A 17,872-nucleotide genomic window follows, 5' to 3' on the forward strand; every position below is an offset into this window, starting at 1 on the left:
ACAAATCCACATCCCACCCGAAAAGTACCCGCCGTTGTCCCAATCGTCCCTTCACGTCCCGCCCCTCTCACGCTTCAATTAAAAAACAAAAACAAAACATAAATTTAACATCACTATTCCGATACGAGGTCCCTATGAAGCCTGAAGATTTCCGCGCCGATGCCAAACGTCCGTTAACCGGTGAAGAGTATTTAAAAAGCCTGCAGGACGGGCGTGAGATTTATATCTACGGCGAGCGCGTCAAAGACGTCACCACCCATCCGGCGTTCCGCAATGCGGCAGCCTCCATCGCGCAGATGTACGATGCCCTGCACAAGCCGGACATGCAGGACACGCTGTGCTGGGGCACCGACACCGGCAGCGGCGGTTACACCCACAAGTTCTTCCGCGTGGCGAAAAGCGCCGACGACCTGCGCCAGCAGCGCGACGCTATCGCCGAATGGTCACGCCTAAGCTACGGCTGGATGGGGCGCACGCCGGACTACAAGGCCGCGTTCGGCTGCGCGCTCGGTGCCAACCCGGCCTTCTACGGTCAGTTCGAGCAGAACGCCCGCAGCTGGTACACCCGCATTCAGGAAACCGGCCTGTATTTCAACCACGCCATCGTTAACCCACCTATCGACCGCCACAAACCGGCGGATGAGGTGAAAGACGTCTACATCAAACTGGAGAAAGAGACCGACGCCGGGATCGTTGTCAGCGGGGCGAAAGTGGTGGCAACCAACTCGGCGCTGACCCACTACAACATGATCGGCTTCGGCTCCGCGCAGGTGATGGGCGAAAACCCGGACTTTGCGCTGATGTTCGTCGCACCGATGGATGCCGAAGGCGTCAAGCTCATCTCCCGTGCCTCTTACGAGATGGTGGCTGGCGCAACCGGCTCCCCGTATGACTACCCGCTCTCCAGCCGCTTTGATGAGAACGACGCGATCCTGGTGATGGATCATGTGCTGATCCCGTGGGAAAACGTGCTGATCTACCGCGATTTCGACCGCTGTCGTCGCTGGACGATGGAAGGTGGCTTTGCGCGGATGTATCCGCTACAGGCATGCGTGCGCCTGGCAGTGAAGCTCGACTTCATCACCGCCCTGTTGAAAAAATCGCTGGAGTGTACCGGCACCCTTGAATTCCGCGGCGTACAGGCGGATCTCGGCGAGGTGGTGGCCTGGCGCAATATGTTCTGGGCGCTGAGCGACTCCATGTGCTCTGAAGCCACGCCGTGGGTCAATGGCGCGTATCTGCCGGACCACGCGGCGCTGCAGACCTACCGCGTGATGGCTCCGATGGCCTACGCGAAGATTAAGAATATTATCGAACGTAACGTCACCAGCGGGCTGATCTATCTGCCGTCCAGCGCGCGGGACCTGAATAACCCACAGATTGACCAGTATCTGGCGAAATACGTGCGCGGCTCCAACGGCATGGATCACGTCGAACGCATCAAGATTTTGAAGCTGATGTGGGATGCCATTGGCAGCGAGTTTGGCGGCCGTCACGAGCTGTATGAGATCAACTACTCCGGTAGCCAGGATGAAATTCGCCTGCAGTGCCTGCGCCAGGCGCAGAGCTCCGGCAACATGGACAAAATGATGGCGATGGTCGACCGCTGTATGTCCGAATACGACCAACACGGCTGGACGGTGCCGCACCTGCACAACAACAGCGATATCAACATGCTGGATAAGCTGCTGAAATAGCGCAGCGGGAGGTTTCAATGCAATCAGAAGAACGCCTGCGTTTTCGCGACGCGATGGCCAGCCTGTCGGCCGCAGTCAATGTCGTCACCACCGAGGGGGAAGCGGGCCGCTGCGGCATTACCGCCACCGCAGTCTGTTCGGTTACGGACACGCCGCCGTCGGTCATGGTGTGCATCAACGCCAACAGCGCCATGAACCCGGTATTCCAGGGCAACGGCAGACTGTGCATAAACGTGCTGAACCACGAGCAGGAGATCATGGCTCGCCACTTCGCCGGGATGACCGGTATGACAATGGAGGAGCGCTTTGCCCTCTCCTGCTGGCAGAAAGGTCCGCTGGCGCAGCCGATGCTGAAAGGTGCGCTGGCCAGCCTTGAAGGCGAGATAAGCCAGGTGCAAACCATCGGCACGCATCTGGTGTATCTTGTTGAAATTAAAAATATCATTTTGAGTGATGCAGGACACGGCCTGATCTACTTCAAACGCCGTTTCCACCCGGTCATGATGGAGGTGGAAGCCACCGCGTAATTCTCCCGCGCGCTGGCCTTTTTTTCGGCCAGCGCCACTTTCTGCAAAAACTCCTAAGGTTTCCGCTAAATCACGCCGTTATACAACCATAAGATAAATTTTCTGTGCCTGAATACTGACATCTCTGGTCAGTGCTTCCCGCTTCATTCAGCGCATACCTAATATACAGGATTACCTTATGGCTAAAACGACGCGGAGCCGCTCGGCTGAACGTCTGGTCGATATTCTGGTTGAGCTACATTTAAACGGTGTGGTAAACCGCAGTGCGCTAATGACCAAATTTAAAATTACCGAGCGTACCGTCTACCGGGATTTAAATGCGCTCTCTCCTATCGTTGAACATACCGGTAACGGGCTATATCGGCTGATCCATTCCGCACAATCTCCCGGCGGACAAGGGTTACATCACACACTGGCTAACTTCCTGAATGCAGATAACTTTTTCCCTGAAAGAAATACGGAATTCTGGCAAAAGCTGGAAACACGCGTTGACGAAAATCATATTCTTATCCTTGGTAACGACGCAGAGCACACGGTACAACGTGATATCAGCCGTCATTTAGCGAAAATTGAGAAATCTATTAATAACCATAATGTTTGCCAGATCGTTTATAAGGGTAAAACCCGCCTGATTAATCCCTATAAACTCATTAACAAAAAAATATATGGTATTTACAAGCTACCGAAAATAGTCGGCTTAAATCCTTTTCATTGAGTCAGATTCGCTGGTTTGATATTCAGAAAACCCTTTTTACCCCTGAAGAGAATGTCCGCGCGCTCCTGGAAAAAAGCCTCGATCCGTGGGTGTCTGAAGATACTTTCACCGTGAAAATATTCATTAAAGATAATATTTCACATTACTTCCTGCGCCGGGATCTTCTGCCGGAACAAGAGCTGCTGGAAGAACAACGTGGCGGTATCACGCTGCGCTGCCGGGCAGCACACGAGAACCAGATCCTGCCGCTGCTGTTCTACTGGCTGCCGAATATTCAAATCCTGGAGCCGAACTGGCTGAAGGAGAAACTGGTTAAAACGCTGGAAAACTATCTGGCGATGGCGCGCAGCCCGGATAACCACGTGATCTCAATCACATAATTTCCTCCAGCGGCGGCGAGCCTTAACCACTCGCCGCTTCCTTTGACCGCTCACCCGTCACTTTCAACCACTCATTCATTTACCCACCTTTACACGCGCGAGGATCTGGCACGATCGCTCCAGCATTACTCAATACCTCCTCACAACGAACCTTGACCCTTTTTTCTTTACATAAAAAACCAGGTCTTACTATGGATACTAAAAAACTACTTAAGCACGTGCCCTGGGCCTTACTCGGGATCCTCGGTGCTTTCTGTCTGGCGGTTGTCGCATTACGCCGGGGCGAACACGTCAGCGCCCTGTGGATCGTCGTCGCGTCCGTTTCCGTCTATCTTGTGGCTTATCGCTACTACAGCTTATACATCGCGCAGAAGGTCATGAAGCTCGACCCAACGCGCGCCACGCCGGCGGTCATTAACAATGACGGCCTGAACTACGTGCCAACCAACCGCTACGTGCTGTTTGGTCACCACTTTGCCGCCATTGCAGGCGCTGGCCCGCTGGTCGGCCCGGTACTGGCCGCGCAGATGGGCTACCTGCCGGGTACCCTCTGGCTGCTGGCGGGCGTGGTGCTCGCGGGCGCGGTGCAGGACTTTATGGTGCTGTTTATCTCCTCACGCCGTAACGGTTCGTCGCTGGGTGAGATGATCAAAGAAGAGATGGGTCGCGTGCCGGGCACCATTGCCCTGTTCGGTTGTTTCCTGATTATGATCATTATCCTCGCGGTGCTGGCGCTGATCGTCGTGAAAGCGCTGGCCGAAAGTCCGTGGGGCGTGTTTACCGTCTGCTCTACCGTACCGATTGCGCTGTTCATGGGCATTTACATGCGCTTCCTGCGCCCGGGGCGCGTGGGCGAAGTCTCCGTGATTGGTATCGTGCTGCTGGTTGCCTCTATCTACTTTGGCGGCGTCATTGCGCATGACCCGTACTGGGGCCCGGCGCTGACCTTTAAGGACACCACCATCACCTTCGCGCTGATTGGTTATGCGTTTGTATCCGCCCTGCTCCCGGTATGGCTGATTCTGGCACCACGTGATTACCTCGCGACCTTCCTGAAAATCGGGGTTATCGTCGGGCTGGCTATCGGGATTGTGATCATCAACCCTGAGCTCAAAATGCCGGCGGTGACTCAGTACATTGACGGCACCGGCCCACTGTGGAAAGGCGCGCTGTTCCCGTTCCTGTTTATCACCATCGCCTGTGGTGCCGTGTCTGGCTTCCACGCGCTGATCTCCTCCGGCACCACGCCGAAGCTGATGGCCAACGAAACCGACGCGCGCTTTATCGGTTACGGCGCGATGCTGATGGAATCCTTCGTGGCGATCATGGCGCTGGTTGCGGCGTCTATCATCGAACCGGGCCTGTACTTCGCAATGAACACCCCGCCTGCGGGTCTGGGCATCACCATGCCAAACCTGCATGAGATGGGCGGCGAAAATACCGCGCTGATCATGGCACAGCTGAAGGATGCCAGCGCCCACGCGGCAGCGACCGTCAGCTCCTGGGGCTTCGTGATCTCCCCTGAGCAGATCATGCAGACCGCGAAAGACATCGGCGAACCGTCCGTGCTGAACCGCGCAGGTGGCGCACCGACGCTGGCTGTCGGTATCGCACATGTGTTCCATAAAGTGCTGCCGTGGGCAGACATGGGCTTCTGGTACCACTTCGGTATTCTGTTTGAAGCGCTGTTTATCCTCACCGCGCTGGATGCCGGTACCCGTGCGGGCCGCTTCATGCTGCAGGACCTGCTGGGTAACTTCGTGCCGTTCCTGAAGAAAACCGACTCTCTGGTGGCGGGTGTGCTCGGCACTGCGGGTTGCGTAGGCCTGTGGGGTTACCTGCTGTATCAGGGCGTGGTTGATCCACTCGGCGGCGTGAAGAGCCTGTGGCCGCTGTTCGGTATCTCTAACCAGATGCTGGCCGCTGTGGCTCTGGTACTTGGCACCGTCGTACTGGTGAAAATGAAACGCACTAAATACATCTGGGTGACCGTCATTCCTGCACTGTGGCTGCTGCTCTGCACTACCTGGGCGCTGGGCCTGAAGCTGTTCAGCACCAACCCGCAGCTGGAAGGCTTCTTCTTCATGGCGAACCAGTACAAAGAGAAGATTGCCGCAGGCGGCGCAGATCTGACCGCGCAGCAGATTGCCAACATGAACCATATCGTGGTGAACAACTACACCAACGCAGGTCTGAGCATTCTGTTCCTGGTGGTGGTGTACAGCATCATTTTCTACGGTATCAAAACCTGGCTGAAAGTGCGTAACGCCGAAGTCCGTACGGATAAAGAAACGCCGTACGTGCCGGTGCCGGAAGGCGGCGTGAAGACCTCTTCACACCATTAAAAAAAATGGCGGGTGGCGCTACGCTTACCCGCCCTACAACGGTACTGTAGGCCCGGTAAGCGTAGCGCCACCGGGCTTTGTCTTATCAGGATGCATTATGTTTGGTAACTTAGGCGAAGCGAAAAAATACCTCGGTCAGGCGGCAAAAATGCTGATTGGTATTCCGGACTATGACAACTACGTTGAGCATATGAAGACCAACCATCCGGATAAACCGTACATGACCTACACTGAATTCTTCCGCGAGCGTCAGGAAGCACGCTACGGTGGAAGTGGAGAAGGCGGCGTCCGCTGCTGCTAAAGGAGAGAACATGACCCCGATTGCCGTCACCCTGCTGACCGGTTTCCTCGGCGCCGGTAAAACCACCCTGCTGCGCCACATCCTGAACGAGCAGCACGGCTTCAGGATCGCCGTCATCGAAAACGAATTCGGCGAAGTCTCCGTGGACGATCAATTAATAGGCGATCGCGCCACGCAGATCAAAACCCTGACCAACGGCTGCATCTGCTGTACCCGCTCAAACGAGCTGGAAGACGCCCTGCTGGATCTGCTCGACAGCCGCGATCGCGGTGAAATCGACTTTGACCGCCTGGTGATTGAATGCACCGGCATGGCCGACCCCGGCCCGATTATTCAGACCTTTTTCTCCCATGACATTCTTTGCCAGCGCTACCTGCTGGACGGCGTCATCGCCCTGGTCGATGCGGTTCACGCCAACGATCAGATGAACCAGTTCACCATCGCCCAGTCTCAGGTGGGTTACGCCGACCGCATTCTGCTGACCAAAACCGACGTGGCGGGTGACAGCGAGAAACTGCGTGAACGTCTGACCCGCATTAACGCCCGCGCGCCGATTTACACCGTGACGCACGGCGATATCGACCTCTCACAGCTGTTCAACACCAACGGCTTTATGCTGGAAGAGAACGTCACCACGAAACCGCGTTTCCACTTTATGGGAGACAAGCAAAACGACGTGACGTCGATTGTGGTGGAGCTGGATTACCCGGTGGATATCAGCGAGGTCTCCCGCGTGATGGAGAACCTCCTGCTGTCATTTGCCGACAAACTGCTGCGCTACAAAGGGATGCTGTGGATCGACGGCGAACCGAACCGCCTGCTGTTCCAGGGCGTGCAGCGCTTATACAGCGCCGACTGGGATCGCCCGTGGGGCGATGAAGCGCCGCGTAGCGTAATGGTATTTATTGGCATACAGCTGCCGGAGGAAGAGATTCGCGCGGCGTTTGCAGATCTGAAAAAATAACCGCCCTGCTTCCCCTCTCCCCTGTGGGGTGAGGGGTGCCTAAACTTATTTCAACGCCTCCGGCAGCGTCACAATCCACAGCTCACTATCCGACTCAGGCTTCTTCAGCGGCTTCACGCTAAGCGTGGTTTCAACCGGTTTATCATCCAGCGTCAGCTTGCCTTCCGCGTTCACCCGATAATCCTTGAGCTTCTTGCCCTCGACCGGATTTTGCATCGCCACCTTCACGCCAAAGTCATTATCGTTCGCCACGGCAAGCCGTTTGCTGTCGATCAGCGCCAGCCCTTCAGCTTTCTCCTGCTGCCAGCCCAGCGCGCGCAAATCAACGACCTGCGTTTTTGCCGCAAGGGTAATGCCGCGCTGCTTCAGGGTTTTCTCATCATCAAACTCCGGGTACTCGCCCGGCTTGTCAAAGGCGCTCAGGTCGCTCGCCTTGCTGAGGTCCACCTTGTAGATAAGGTTACGCATCCCGTCATTTTTATCGCTGCCCTGCTCAATCAGCAGGATATGCTGGTCATCAAGCGCCACGATGTCGCCGATTTTGGCATCACTGTTTTTGCTGTAGGCCGCGCTGTCGATAGGGTAGCCGTACATCGCTGTTTTGCCGGTCGCCGGGTCGAAGCTCACGAGACGCGTAAACAGCGCCTGCTTTTTGCTTTTACCGTCGATATCCAGCGTACTTTGTACCGCGGCGATAATGCGCCCGTCCGGCATACGGGTCAGGCCTTCAAAGCCCCGGTTCGGTTGACGCCATTTGATAACGTTTGGCAGACCGCCCGCGATCGACTTTTCCCCTTCCGCCGCCTGCGGGCCGTGGATCGCCAGGATTTTCCCTTTACTGTCGACGTTAATCAGAAACGGGCCATACTCGTCGCACAGCCAGTAGCCGCCTTTGCCATCCGGCGTGATGCCTTCCGTATCCAGCCCGCGGTTGTCACCCTTCAGCGTCTTGAGAGTGTCGCTAAACGCCACCTCATTGGTGGATCCAATCACGCCGCTTTGCAGCGGCAGACCGTTAATCTCGCCTTTATCGTCATGCAGCGGGCGGGCATCCGTCGCTTCTGCTTTACCGTTCTGCACGCGGATGGTCATCAGCAGCGGCGCGAAATCCGGCGTGACAAAAATTTTGGCTTCATTTTTACCCATTTTTGGCGCATCGGCGTTTGGACCGCGATCGGTCACGGTTGCAAAGGTCAGAGCATCGCCCTGCTTACCCGTAAACAGCAGGCCAGAGCCAATGCCCACCGGGAGTCCGTTCGGAAATGCGCTGGCGAACGCGCCGCTGTAGTTGACGTGTGAGCCTTCAGGAAAGCTGACGACATAGCGTTCAGCCGTGGGCTGTGCCGCCAGGCCAGAGAAAGAGAACGCACAACCAACCAGCACAGGAATGATTTTTCTTTTCATATTGTTAGCATCCAGTAAGAGAAGCCAACAACGTAATGAACAAACGTGTCAGAAAAATGACATCGCAGGGAAAGGCGCCTGCGCGAGAGGACGTGTTTTCACCACCATAAGTGTAAATCTTTGTTGTTTTATGTGATTTTTGAAATATTTTTGGGAATTTCTAGAAACTCCATTATTACACCTCCAGTCACTATCCCGTCCTCGTTCAGTTTATATTTAGTCAAAAAACTAAACGGCTTCTAAACGCCTGAAAATCACGCGTTGACTCCCGTTCAATCAAACAAAAACGCAACATTAAATAAATTAAATTTAACAAAACCAGCATAAAACAGCGACTTGCATCACATTTGCAGTCATAAACATCGCTTGTTATGGTGCCTCCAGATTAATTTGATGATGAGGCACGAAACATGAAAAAACTGAATATCCTTCTTCTTTCTGCACTGACCGCCCTCTCTGGTTCCGCACTGGCCATGGGCGGTAGCGTTGAGCAGGGTAAAAACTTTACTAACCTCAATCTGGAAATGGGCAAATCCTCATCCGGCCTGTACGCCGAAAGCAACTGGCTCAAAAACACCGATGACGGTACCCAGACCGGTGGCGTAGGCGCAGGCTACAACCTGGAAGTGGGCCCGGTCATGCTGAACGCAGGCGCGAAGGCGATCTACATCGGCCCGAAAAAAGGCGATAACGGCGTGGCGTTCCCGATTGGTGGCGGCGTAAACGTTGCGCTGACTGACAGCATCCATGTCTATGGCGAAGGTTACGTTGCGCCTGAAGGCCTGAACAACAGCGTGAAAAACTACGTGGAAGCCAACGGCGGCGTAAGCTGGACGCCTGTCACGCCGCTGACCCTGAAAGTGGGTTACCGCCACGTGAGCGTTGATGGCAAAGACGGTCGTCCTGGCCACACGCTGATTGACGGCGCATACGTGGGCGGTGGTGTGTCCTTCTAAGGCTGTATTGCGCGTTTCGCCCGGCGGCGCTACGCTTGCACGGGCCTACGGGTTTTGTAGGCCGGGTAAGCGCAGCGCCACCCGGGAAGAAAGGCGATGACGTTATTTACGCACCACCACCAGCTTCTGGTTCACAAACTCTTTGATCCCCAGATCCGACAGCTCGCGTCCATAACCGGAGCGCTTCACGCCGCCGAACGGCAGCTCTGGCGCGGTATCGGTGAGCCAGTTGATGTACACCATCCCGGTCTCAATCCGCGACGCCATTTTCTTCGCGCGCTCGATATCCTGACTGAATACCGCCCCACCCAGGCCATAGTGTGAATCGTTCGCCAGGGCGACGGCCTCGTCGTCGTTTTTCACCACATACATCTGGGCCACCGGACCGAAGAACTCCTCGAAATACGCCGGGTTGTCGCGAGAGATATTCGTCAGAATCGTCGGCTCGAAGAAGCTGCCGTCACGCTGAACAGGTTTACCGCCATAGTGCAGCGTCGCACCGTTTTTCACCGCCTCGTTAACCTGTTTGGTCAGCGTTTCCAGCGCATCTTTAGACGAGAGCGGTCCCAGCGTGGTGCTTTCGTCCAGCGGATCGCCGATTTTCACCTGCTTAAACGCCTCGGTGAATTTAGTCAGGAAGGCATCCGCAATCTTTTCATGCAGGATAAAGCGCTTCGCCGCGGTACAGACCTGCCCGGCGTTGTTGAGGCGCGCACTGACCCCCGTCTTCACCGCTTTTTCGAGGTCGGCGTCATCCAGCACCACGAAGACGTCGTTACCGCCCAATTCCAGCGTGGATTTCTTGATGTGCTTCGCCGCCTGTGCGGCCACGACGCTACCGGCTTTTTCGGAACCGGTCAGTGCGGCACCCTGGACGCGATCGTCAGCGATGATGTTCGCCACCTGATCGGACGAGATAAACAGGTTGGTCCACGCCCCTTCCGGCGCACCCGCCTCGCGTACCAGATGGGCAAAGGTCTCAGCGCAGTGCGGTACAATGCTGGCGTGTTTGGCGATGACCGGGTTCCCCGCCGCCAGGTTCGGCGCCAGAACGCGCATCAGCTGGTAGTACGGGAAGTTCCACGGCTCAACGGCCATCAGTACACCGATGGGGTGATGCTCCACCCACGCCTCCCCAAGTTCAGAAGGATACTTCACCGGCGCCAGGAACTGCTTCGCGTTGTCGGCGTAGTAGCGCGCGATTTGTGCGCACAGCTTCACCTCGCCGCGGCTCTGCTCGATGAGCTTACCCATCTCCTGACTGGCGATTTTCGCCAGATCGTCCACGCGCTCGTCGATCAGGTCGGCAAGCTTATGCAACACCGGGAGACGCTGGTTGATGTCGCCTTTCGCCCAGTCAGAATGGTAAAGCGCATCAGCCGCCTTCAGGGCCGCTTCAATATCCGCGTCGGTATGTGAGGGGTATTCTTTGATGAGCTGGTTAGTGGCAGGATTTACTGTCTGATAAGCCATATCGAATCTCCATGTTTTACCGCTTAGGGTATTAAGGGTAGTCAACATGACTGGCTATGGACGTAAAGTTGGGTATATCCGGACGGTTCCTAATGAAGCGCTGCCAGACGGTTCCCTGACGTGGTATAAAAAATGTCCAGAAGGAGTTCCCATGACCGATATCCGACACATCCTCCAGACTTTTCACCGCGCCTCAGGCCTTGAGCTGCGCAGCACATGGCAGAGCACGCAGGCCTACAAACGTCATTGTCATCCCCAACTCTCTATTGGCGCGATTGTGGAAGGCCAGACCTGCTGCGTGTGCCATGACAGGGAGTACATCCTTCATCCCGGGGATCTGATTGTGATTCCGGCTTATGCGCCGCACAGCTGCAACCCCATCGCCGGGCAAGCGCGCAGCTACCATATGCTCTATATCGACACCGATCGTCCTCTGGCGCTCCAGGTGATCCGTAACGCTACGTTCTTTAAGCACTTCCTTGATATTGTTGAGACAATGTCGCCTGCATCCGTGGACAGGCTGCTTTCTGCCCTTCCCCACCGTGCGGATAACCCTGATGCGCTGCGTTCAACCAGCCAGCATATTCAGCAGGCACTTCTTGCCGATCTGGCTGCACCGCCTTCGCTTGATGAACTTGCTCAACGCTTCTCGCTACGCAAGGAGACGCTGATTCGTACCTTCCGGCAGGACACCGGGCTGACGCCAGCCAGCTTCCTTAATATCTCCCGCGTGGAATACGCCAAAGCACGGCTGCGCGCCGGGGATGATATTGCCGACGTGAGCTACCAGAGTGGGTTTGCCGATCAGAGCCATTTCCATAAGACCTTCGTTCGCTATAGCGCCGCTACGCCGCGCCAGTACGCCACAGGACGATCAATATCAGACAATAATCAGGATACGTAACACCGTAAGGTGATCTCAGTTACGGCTATGAGGTCACTATGGAACTGTTCTTCCCTTCCGCTTTTCTCGCCCTGGCGCTGGCGCATTTTGTTGCGCTGTTAAGCCCGGGTCCGGATTTCTTCTTGCTTGTGGGCTACGCGGCGCGCTACCGACTGCGCGGCAGCGCCGGGCTGTGCCTCGGCATCGCCGCGGGTAATGCGCTCTATATTGTTCTGGTGATTGTCGGCTGGAGCGCCCTGCGCCAGTTTACGTGGCTGTTTACGCTAATCGAACTGTCCGGGGCGCTGTACCTGCTGTGGATTGGCTCGCACCTGGTGCGCAGCCGACCGCAGACGCTGGCGCTGAATGAAACTCATCAGCGGCTTCCCGCATTGCGTAAGCAAATCCTGCTGGGGCTCGGCTCGGCACTGCTTAATCCGAAGAACGCGCTGTTCTATCTGGCGCTGATGACGGCGTTACTGGGGCCAGACGTCACGCTGCTTCAGCAGGCAACCTGCGGCGTCTGGATGGTGATGGTGGTGCTGGTGTGGGATCTGGCGCTGGTATCGCTTATAGGGTTGCGAGCGGTGCAACAGAAGCTCAGCCGTGCGCTCTGGTGGATTGAACGCACGGCGGGCGTGGTGCTGATGGGGTTTGGCGGGTGGGTGCTGTGGCGATTTTTGCATTTTCTTCCCGTCTCCCTCTATCCTTAACCCATGGAAAAAATAGCTGAACTCAAACGCGCTAAGCTTCTCGCGCTGTCGCTGCTGCTGATTGCCGCCGCGGCGTTTATCTTCACCCTGTTCCTGCCGCAGACTTTCTGGGTGCGCGGGGTAAAGGCGATTGCCGAGGCGGCGATGGTCGGCGCACTGGCGGACTGGTTCGCCGTCGTTGCGCTGTTTCGCCGGGTCCCCATTCCGTTTATCGCGCGCCATACGGCGATTATCCCGCGCAATAAAGACCGTATCGGCGACAATCTTGGCCAGTTTGTGCAGGAGAAGTTTCTGGACACCCAGTCCCTGGTAGCGTTAATCCGCCGCTATGAACCCGCGCACATGATCGGTGCCTGGTTCAGCAAGCCTGACAACGCCCAGCGCGTCGGGCTGCATCTGATGCAGGTGATGAGCGGATTCCTTGAGTTGACCGACGACGGGCGCATTCAGCGGATGCTCAAACGCGCGGTGCATAAGGCCATCGATAAGGTCGATTTCACCGAAACCAGCGCCGTGATGCTGGAGAGCATGACCAAAAACAACCGCCACCAGGTGCTGCTCGATGCCATCATCAACCGCCTGATTACCTTGATTCAGCGCGACAGCACGCGGGAATTTATCTCTGACCAGATCGTCCACTGGCTGAAGACCGAGCATCCCCGCAAAGCGATGGTATTGCCCACCGAGTGGCTGGGCGATCAGAGTGCAGAGATGGTATCGAATGCGGTGAACACGTTGCTGGACGATATCAGCCACGACCGCACGCACCAGATCCGTCAGGCGTTCGACCGGGCCACGCTGAAGCTTATCGACAACCTGAAAAACGATCCGGAAATGGCGGCGAAAGCCGACAACATCAACCATTACCTGAAAAATGACGAGGCGTTTAACCGCTATCTGGGGGAAATGTGGGCCGATCTGCGCCAGTGGCTTAAGGCGGATATGCAAAGTGAAGACTCGCGCGTGAAGCAGCGCATCGCCAACGCCGGGCTGTGGTTTGGCGAAACGCTGACAAACGATGCCAGCCTGCGGGCGTCGCTGAACGAGCATCTGGAGCAGGCCGCGCATCGCGTCGCGCCGGATTTCGCCGCGTTCCTGACCCGTCACATCAGCGACACGGTGAAAAGCTGGGATGCTAAAGACATGTCCCGCCAGATCGAGCTGAATATCGGCAAAGATCTGCAGTTTATCCGCGTCAACGGTACGCTGGTGGGCGGGACGATTGGCCTGATCCTGTTTTTACTCTCGCAGCTGCCTGCCGTGCTGGGACATTAATCCGCTTTAGGCGGCGCGATGATATAGCGCGTCGCCTCGAAGCGATTCAGGATCAAATGCACCAGAAAGACCATCGTCAGCGTCGCCACCAGCGAAAACGTGACGGAGGTGATGCGATAAAGATCGCTGAACACCAGGTCGCTGTCAGGGTGCATGTTCTGCCCGAACATAATGCCAATGGTGGTAATACTGGAAAATCCTACGCCTGCGCCTACTTTCTCCATCACATGCAGACGTGCGCCAAACGCCAGCCCAAGGCCAATCAGCGGCATCATGAGCAGCATATGGCTACTGTGGTCGTAGAGGATGAGCTGGACAACCAGGATATAAAGACAGCCCAATACTACGCCGACCACGCGCCAGATGGAGCTCATCACCGCGCCACGATAGTGCATCGGGAACAGGATCAAAATCCCGGCCATCAGCGCCGAGAGGGAATCGCTTAAGTCACTGATTTGAAAAACGACGAAAATCAGCGTCGCGACGGTGCCGGAGAGCAGCGACTCATGGCGCACGCGGGCATCGTCTTTCTCAATCAATGGCGGCGGCTTGCGGGGTTCCACGTCCGGCAGGAGATAGTTCATCAGCGCGCTCAGGCACACCGCCATCACGCTCGCTTCAATGTTGGAAAACAGCAGCGTGTGCCAGTTGGTGGTGGGGTAGCTCATAAAATTGAGCATCACGCTCTGGCACACCACGCCCATCGACCCGAACAGGAACAGCGGCCCTTTGCTCATAAAGCGAAAACGCATGACGTACAGGGCAAACACCACCAGCGTCATGATGACCGGCCATTGCGACAGATAGCCGATGATAATCACCATTTCAACGCAGTTCAGCGATGCACTGAAGATAAACTGCTTCGCCACATGGCGGTTGAAGACCGGCACCAGCGAGAGCAGCATGATCGGGTAGACCACAAAAAACACGCCGTAGCTGGTGTTGTAGAAACTGGAAATGCTCAGCGCAATCATCCCTGCAAAGACGATGCGCAAAGTCTGGCGAAAGTCGTTTGCCGTGTAGACGATGTTACCGTGCGGGGTAAACACCCGCGCCAGCGTATTAATAGACATAATGCAGCAGGCTCACCAGATGGATCTGCATCCCGGAGAAGAAGCGCGCAAACGGCCCTTCACTGTTATAGAGCTGGACAGTCGCCCGCGCGCCGGTCGGCAGTGGCTTCGGCAGCGCCTCGTCCAGCATGACGTGGATGCGCATGCGTTGGGCGTCACGCACCCAGCGGTTCGAGGTTTCCGGCTCGGAGAGCTGGCCGTTCACCGCCTCCTGACCCGCGAGGATCCCCGCGTCGCTGCTGGTCACGTGGGCGCGGAAGACGCGTCCCGGAAAGGCGTCAAACACCACCGCGGCATCGGTGCCCTGATGGGTATGGCGCAGGCTTTTCTCGCGGAAATCGGCCACGATGTCGGTCTGGTTGTTCACCAGCGCCAGCGCCGCTGCGCCTGAGGAGGCATAAAAACCGGGGCTTAACTGCAGGTTACTGACCGTGCCGTCTGCCTGAGCATACACCTTCGTCCAGCCGAGATTCAGCTCCGCCTCATCCAGCGCGTTGCGGTATTTTTGCAGCGTGACGTTGCGGTGTTCATCCCGCTCGCCGCGCTGAATACGCAGGTTCTGGATATTAGCCTGAATGGTGCTGACGGACTGCTCGCTGCTCTGCCAGGTGGTCCGGACTTTATCCAGATCCGCCTGCGAGACGTTCTGTAACGTGCTCAGCTTCTGATAACGTTCGAAGGTCACTTTATCGTTACGCGCGGTCAGCACGGCGGTTTTCAGGCTGGCCTGCGCGGCGGCAATCTGCGCGTCCAGCTGCTGGTTGGAAAGACGAGCCTGCTCCAGCGCGATTTGCGCCGCTTCCACTTTATTGCGAAACGGCGTGTCGTCGAGTTCAAACAGCAGATCGCCCCGCTTCACCTGGCTGTTGTTGTGCACATGCACGGCCGCCACATAGCCGGAGACACGCGGAGAAACCGGCGTCACCACGCGCATCACGGTGGAGTCCGGCGTCAGCGGGATCCAGATATCCGCGACGACAAAATAGATAAACATCAGCAGGAAAGAGGCAATACTCACCCTTACCCAGCGGGCAAACTTTTGTTCAGGGGTCATTATTTTTCGGTCTTGTTGTCTTCTTCGCGGATTGTCCGCAAATTACAGGCGATTTGATTCAGGGTGGCGCTGAAGATCTCGATATGTTCCGGCGCGATATTTTGCGATACCCGCGCCTGATAGGTCTCAATCACCTGAGTAAGCCTTTTTAAAATGGCTTTTCCCTCAGGCGTCAGCGTCAGAAGCCGGATGCGCTTGTCATAAGGCGATGTGGTGCGCAGCAGGTAACCCTGTTTTTCCAGCTGTGTGAGCGTGCGCATCAGCGGCGGCAGTTCAATGCCCTGCACCTCCGCCAGCTCACTCATTGAGACGTTATCCCCAAGTTGAAAAAGCTGCATCATCACCGTCCAGCTCGACTGGGTTAACCCGGTATCGAGAATGGCATCGTCGATCACCGCACGCCACTGACGCACGATCATCGCCATCCGCATACCCATCGGCCTGCGGCTAAACAGTTCTTCTTCACTCATAGGGAGTCCCTCTCGTCACACGCCGTCAAGATAATAGTTATCAGGGTAAGTATCAAGAAACGAGGGACGAAAGCGCAGGAATTGCGAAAACGAGGCTCTCCCTCTCCCTGTGGGAGAGGGCCGCGGTGAGGGCATCAGCCCGCAGCGGAATTTAACGGCTAAAGCTAAAATGTCGGGTAATGGCACTTTTCCCCGACGCCGTCACCACCACCTCCCTGTACCCCATCACCCGCTGGATCCAGCCTTTACTCTCCAGATAAGTAAGCAACGCCGTACCCGCTTCTCCCCCAAGATGGAACCGTCGCTCGCTCCAGTCGAGGCAGGCGCAGCAGGCCTTGCGACGGGGATGAGCATTTAATGGAATGCCGAGTTTCAGAAACTGCTCACGGCCATACAGGGTGAGCGCGGAACCGTCATCCTCCAGCCAGCCTTCCGCCTGCATAAAATCATAGATCTGAACCGCCACCGTTCCGGCAAGATGGTTATAGCAGGTGCGGGCTTCACGCAGGGCTTTTGGCGCAGACGTTTCCGGCGGCGTAATGCGGCTCCAGGAGAGCCCCATCATCTGCTCAACCAGCGCCGCGACGTCGTGCCCGGCAAGGCGATAATAGCGGTGCCGACCTTGCGATAAACATGTAATCAACTTTCCCTCCACCAGCCGGGCGAGATGCCCGCTGGCGGTCGACGGCGCAACATCTGCCGCAGTGCTGAGTTCGGTAGCGGTCCACGCCCGCCCGTCCATCAGCGCGCAGAGCATCTTCACGCGCGAGGGATCGGCCATTGCCGCCGCCACCGCCGCAATGGCCTGTTCCAGTGCCGCGCTGTTCTCAGGAGGCTGGTTCGTTTTTAACATGGGGCGCCCAGGGTTCGGTGATCTCTGCGGCCAGCTTATCATCATCCGTCAGCAGAATAAGGTGATTCGCATGGTCGCTGTACTGGGTAAGAATAGACACACCGCGTGCCGCCAGCACCGCCGCGATGTCACCTAACTCGCCTGGCCGCTCCTGCCTGAGTTTTCTGATAACCGGCTTGCGCACCGCCTGAACGGTAAATCCGGCCTCCATCAGCACGCGGCAGGCTTTTTCTCCGTCCTCCACCAGGAAATGGGCATCGGTACCAAATACGCCGCCCCCCTCCAGCCCCACGCCGTGACGGCCTAACAGTTGCCCAAAGCGCGCCAGCTCGCCGGGCCTGTCGCTGAAAATCACGTGAACGTCATACATTCGCCTGCCCTCCGTTTTCGGAACTGTATTCCCGCACGACCTGTGCCACGCGAATGCGATAGTACGCAAAAATGGATCCCCGCCCTTCGGCCTGCGCCGCCTGGTGAAAGACGTTTTGCTTCCAGCTACGGATGGCCTCTTCATCCCGCCACCAGGAAAGGGACAGGATTTTGCCGTCGGTGGTCAAACTCTGAAAGCGTTCGATATCAATAAAACCATCAATGTCGGCCAGCAAAGGTTTGAGTTCGGCGGCGAGTTGCAGGTAGCGGGCCTGATGATGAGGCTCCGCTTTGGCTTCGAAAAGGACTGCGATCATAAGTGTCTCTCCGTTGTGATAGTGAGGAGAGAATGCAGAGAAAATTAACTTCATACTTCGGCGACTGACGAAGTGTTTTTGCCGGATGGCGCTGCGCTTATCC

General features: G+C 56.5%; 17 protein-coding genes and 1 pseudogene. 10 read left to right on the forward strand and 8 right to left on the reverse strand.

The window, feature by feature from the left end:
- Positions 1 to 134 precede the first annotated feature (134 nt).
- The 6 genes and pseudogenes from hpaB to yjiA all read left to right on the forward strand — a co-directional run bounded on the left by hpaB (position 135) and on the right by yjiA (position 6,929).
- On the forward strand, positions 135 to 1,697 hold the full coding sequence (hpaB, locus tag ACOTXR_RS09155) for a 4-hydroxyphenylacetate 3-monooxygenase, oxygenase component (protein ID WP_023331946.1): 1,563 nt from the start codon (positions 135 to 137) through the stop codon (positions 1,695 to 1,697).
- A 17-nt stretch (positions 1,698 to 1,714) separates the two neighbouring features.
- Entirely contained in the window at positions 1,715 to 2,224 is a 510-nt protein-coding gene (locus tag ACOTXR_RS09160) for a 4-hydroxyphenylacetate 3-monooxygenase reductase subunit (RefSeq protein WP_014882409.1), read from the forward strand.
- A gap of 178 nt (positions 2,225 to 2,402) precedes the next feature.
- A pseudogene (locus tag ACOTXR_RS09165) lies at positions 2,403 to 3,319 on the forward strand (helix-turn-helix transcriptional regulator).
- Between the two features lie 191 nt (positions 3,320 to 3,510).
- Complete coding sequence (locus ACOTXR_RS09170) at positions 3,511 to 5,664, forward strand: carbon starvation CstA family protein (RefSeq protein ID WP_058690525.1); 2,154 nt, start codon at positions 3,511 to 3,513, stop codon at positions 5,662 to 5,664.
- A 97-nt stretch (positions 5,665 to 5,761) separates the two neighbouring features.
- Positions 5,762 to 5,965, forward strand: a complete 204-nt coding sequence (locus tag ACOTXR_RS09175) for a YbdD/YjiX family protein (protein WP_003856610.1) — start codon at positions 5,762 to 5,764, stop codon at positions 5,963 to 5,965.
- Positions 5,966 to 5,975: 10 nt separating this feature from the next.
- Positions 5,976 to 6,929: a GTPase gene (gene yjiA / locus ACOTXR_RS09180; protein WP_032637576.1), complete on the forward strand. Its 954-nt coding sequence runs from the start codon at positions 5,976 to 5,978 to the stop codon at positions 6,927 to 6,929.
- Between the two features lie 45 nt (positions 6,930 to 6,974).
- On the opposite strand, the gene ACOTXR_RS09185 is transcribed toward yjiA, so the two are convergent.
- Complete coding sequence (locus ACOTXR_RS09185; protein ID WP_058690524.1) at positions 6,975 to 8,333, reverse strand: esterase-like activity of phytase family protein; 1,359 nt, start codon at positions 8,331 to 8,333, stop codon at positions 6,975 to 6,977.
- Between the two features lie 410 nt (positions 8,334 to 8,743).
- Between ACOTXR_RS09185 and ACOTXR_RS09190 the strand changes: the two genes are divergently transcribed.
- Positions 8,744 to 9,289, forward strand: coding sequence for a YfaZ family outer membrane protein (locus ACOTXR_RS09190; RefSeq protein WP_023331942.1), 546 nt, complete (start codon positions 8,744 to 8,746; stop codon positions 9,287 to 9,289).
- A gap of 102 nt (positions 9,290 to 9,391) precedes the next feature.
- On the opposite strand, the gene ACOTXR_RS09195 is transcribed toward ACOTXR_RS09190, so the two are convergent.
- Positions 9,392 to 10,762: an NAD-dependent succinate-semialdehyde dehydrogenase gene (locus ACOTXR_RS09195; protein WP_023331941.1), complete on the reverse strand. Its 1,371-nt coding sequence runs from the start codon at positions 10,760 to 10,762 to the stop codon at positions 9,392 to 9,394.
- Positions 10,763 to 10,913: 151 nt separating this feature from the next.
- Between ACOTXR_RS09195 and ACOTXR_RS09200 the strand changes: the two genes are divergently transcribed.
- From ACOTXR_RS09200 to ACOTXR_RS09210, 3 genes are read left to right on the forward strand one after another with little or no spacing between them, the layout of a single operon-like run.
- On the forward strand, positions 10,914 to 11,666 hold the full coding sequence (locus ACOTXR_RS09200) for an AraC family transcriptional regulator (RefSeq protein ID WP_047343952.1): 753 nt from the start codon (positions 10,914 to 10,916) through the stop codon (positions 11,664 to 11,666).
- 38 nt (positions 11,667 to 11,704) lie between these two features.
- A complete protein-coding gene (locus ACOTXR_RS09205) occupies positions 11,705 to 12,358 on the forward strand; it encodes a LysE family translocator (protein ID WP_047343951.1) in 654 nt (217 codons plus the stop codon).
- A 3-nt stretch (positions 12,359 to 12,361) separates the two neighbouring features.
- Complete coding sequence (locus tag ACOTXR_RS09210) at positions 12,362 to 13,633, forward strand: DUF445 domain-containing protein (RefSeq protein WP_058690523.1); 1,272 nt, start codon at positions 12,362 to 12,364, stop codon at positions 13,631 to 13,633.
- Here ACOTXR_RS09210 and ACOTXR_RS09215 read toward each other — a convergent pair.
- The 6 genes from ACOTXR_RS09215 to ACOTXR_RS09240 all read right to left on the reverse strand — a co-directional run bounded on the left by ACOTXR_RS09215 (position 13,630) and on the right by ACOTXR_RS09240 (position 17,769).
- The gene (locus tag ACOTXR_RS09215) at positions 13,630 to 14,706 is read right to left on the reverse strand and encodes a DUF2955 domain-containing protein (protein WP_014882400.1); all 1,077 of its coding nucleotides are present in this window, start codon (positions 14,704 to 14,706) and stop codon (positions 13,630 to 13,632) included. The genes ACOTXR_RS09210 and ACOTXR_RS09215 overlap by 4 nt on opposite strands.
- Entirely contained in the window at positions 14,696 to 15,763 is a 1,068-nt protein-coding gene (locus ACOTXR_RS09220; protein WP_087529102.1) for an HlyD family secretion protein, read from the reverse strand. The genes ACOTXR_RS09215 and ACOTXR_RS09220 overlap by 11 nt, the downstream gene beginning before the upstream one ends.
- Positions 15,760 to 16,230 (reverse strand): MarR family winged helix-turn-helix transcriptional regulator, encoded by a 471-nt coding sequence (locus ACOTXR_RS09225; protein ID WP_014882398.1) that lies wholly within the window; start codon positions 16,228 to 16,230, stop codon positions 15,760 to 15,762. Before ACOTXR_RS09225 ends, ACOTXR_RS09220 begins: the two co-directional genes overlap by 4 nt.
- 151 nt (positions 16,231 to 16,381) lie before the next feature.
- Positions 16,382 to 17,083 (reverse strand): ArsR/SmtB family transcription factor, encoded by a 702-nt coding sequence (locus tag ACOTXR_RS09230; protein WP_047626632.1) that lies wholly within the window; start codon positions 17,081 to 17,083, stop codon positions 16,382 to 16,384.
- Entirely contained in the window at positions 17,058 to 17,453 is a 396-nt protein-coding gene (locus tag ACOTXR_RS09235) for an amino acid-binding protein (RefSeq protein WP_045134364.1), read from the reverse strand. The genes ACOTXR_RS09230 and ACOTXR_RS09235 overlap by 26 nt, the downstream gene beginning before the upstream one ends.
- The gene (locus tag ACOTXR_RS09240) at positions 17,446 to 17,769 is read right to left on the reverse strand and encodes an antibiotic biosynthesis monooxygenase family protein (RefSeq protein ID WP_014882395.1); all 324 of its coding nucleotides are present in this window, start codon (positions 17,767 to 17,769) and stop codon (positions 17,446 to 17,448) included. The genes ACOTXR_RS09235 and ACOTXR_RS09240 overlap by 8 nt, the downstream gene beginning before the upstream one ends.
- Between the last annotated feature and the right edge of the window lie 103 nt (positions 17,770 to 17,872).

This window comes from Enterobacter cloacae complex sp. IR53030 (genome assembly GCF_049238365.1).
Taxonomy (GTDB): Bacteria; Pseudomonadota; Gammaproteobacteria; order Enterobacterales; family Enterobacteriaceae; genus Enterobacter; species Enterobacter kobei.

What these genes read in the sequence shown, in the direction of transcription:
- hpaB (WP_023331946.1), top strand. Translation starts at nt 135, where the DNA reads ATGAAGCCTGAAGATTTCCGCGCCGATGCCAAACGTCCGTTAACCGGT.
- ACOTXR_RS09160 (WP_014882409.1), top strand. Translation starts at nt 1,715, where the DNA reads ATGCAATCAGAAGAACGCCTGCGTTTTCGCGACGCGATGGCCAGCCTG.
- ACOTXR_RS09170 (WP_058690525.1), top strand. Translation starts at nt 3,511, where the DNA reads ATGGATACTAAAAAACTACTTAAGCACGTGCCCTGGGCCTTACTCGGG.
- ACOTXR_RS09175 (WP_003856610.1), top strand. Translation starts at nt 5,762, where the DNA reads ATGTTTGGTAACTTAGGCGAAGCGAAAAAATACCTCGGTCAGGCGGCA.
- yjiA (WP_032637576.1), top strand. Translation starts at nt 5,976, where the DNA reads ATGACCCCGATTGCCGTCACCCTGCTGACCGGTTTCCTCGGCGCCGGT.
- ACOTXR_RS09185 (WP_058690524.1), bottom strand. Translation starts at nt 8,333, where the DNA reads ATGAAAAGAAAAATCATTCCTGTGCTGGTTGGTTGTGCGTTCTCTTTC.
- ACOTXR_RS09190 (WP_023331942.1), top strand. Translation starts at nt 8,744, where the DNA reads ATGAAAAAACTGAATATCCTTCTTCTTTCTGCACTGACCGCCCTCTCT.
- ACOTXR_RS09195 (WP_023331941.1), bottom strand. Translation starts at nt 10,762, where the DNA reads ATGGCTTATCAGACAGTAAATCCTGCCACTAACCAGCTCATCAAAGAA.
- ACOTXR_RS09200 (WP_047343952.1), top strand. Translation starts at nt 10,914, where the DNA reads ATGACCGATATCCGACACATCCTCCAGACTTTTCACCGCGCCTCAGGC.
- ACOTXR_RS09205 (WP_047343951.1), top strand. Translation starts at nt 11,705, where the DNA reads ATGGAACTGTTCTTCCCTTCCGCTTTTCTCGCCCTGGCGCTGGCGCAT.
- ACOTXR_RS09210 (WP_058690523.1), top strand. Translation starts at nt 12,362, where the DNA reads ATGGAAAAAATAGCTGAACTCAAACGCGCTAAGCTTCTCGCGCTGTCG.
- ACOTXR_RS09215 (WP_014882400.1), bottom strand. Translation starts at nt 14,706, where the DNA reads ATGTCTATTAATACGCTGGCGCGGGTGTTTACCCCGCACGGTAACATC.
- ACOTXR_RS09225 (WP_014882398.1), bottom strand. Translation starts at nt 16,230, where the DNA reads ATGAGTGAAGAAGAACTGTTTAGCCGCAGGCCGATGGGTATGCGGATG.
- ACOTXR_RS09230 (WP_047626632.1), bottom strand. Translation starts at nt 17,083, where the DNA reads ATGTTAAAAACGAACCAGCCTCCTGAGAACAGCGCGGCACTGGAACAG.
- ACOTXR_RS09235 (WP_045134364.1), bottom strand. Translation starts at nt 17,453, where the DNA reads ATGTATGACGTTCACGTGATTTTCAGCGACAGGCCCGGCGAGCTGGCG.
- ACOTXR_RS09240 (WP_014882395.1), bottom strand. Translation starts at nt 17,769, where the DNA reads ATGATCGCAGTCCTTTTCGAAGCCAAAGCGGAGCCTCATCATCAGGCC.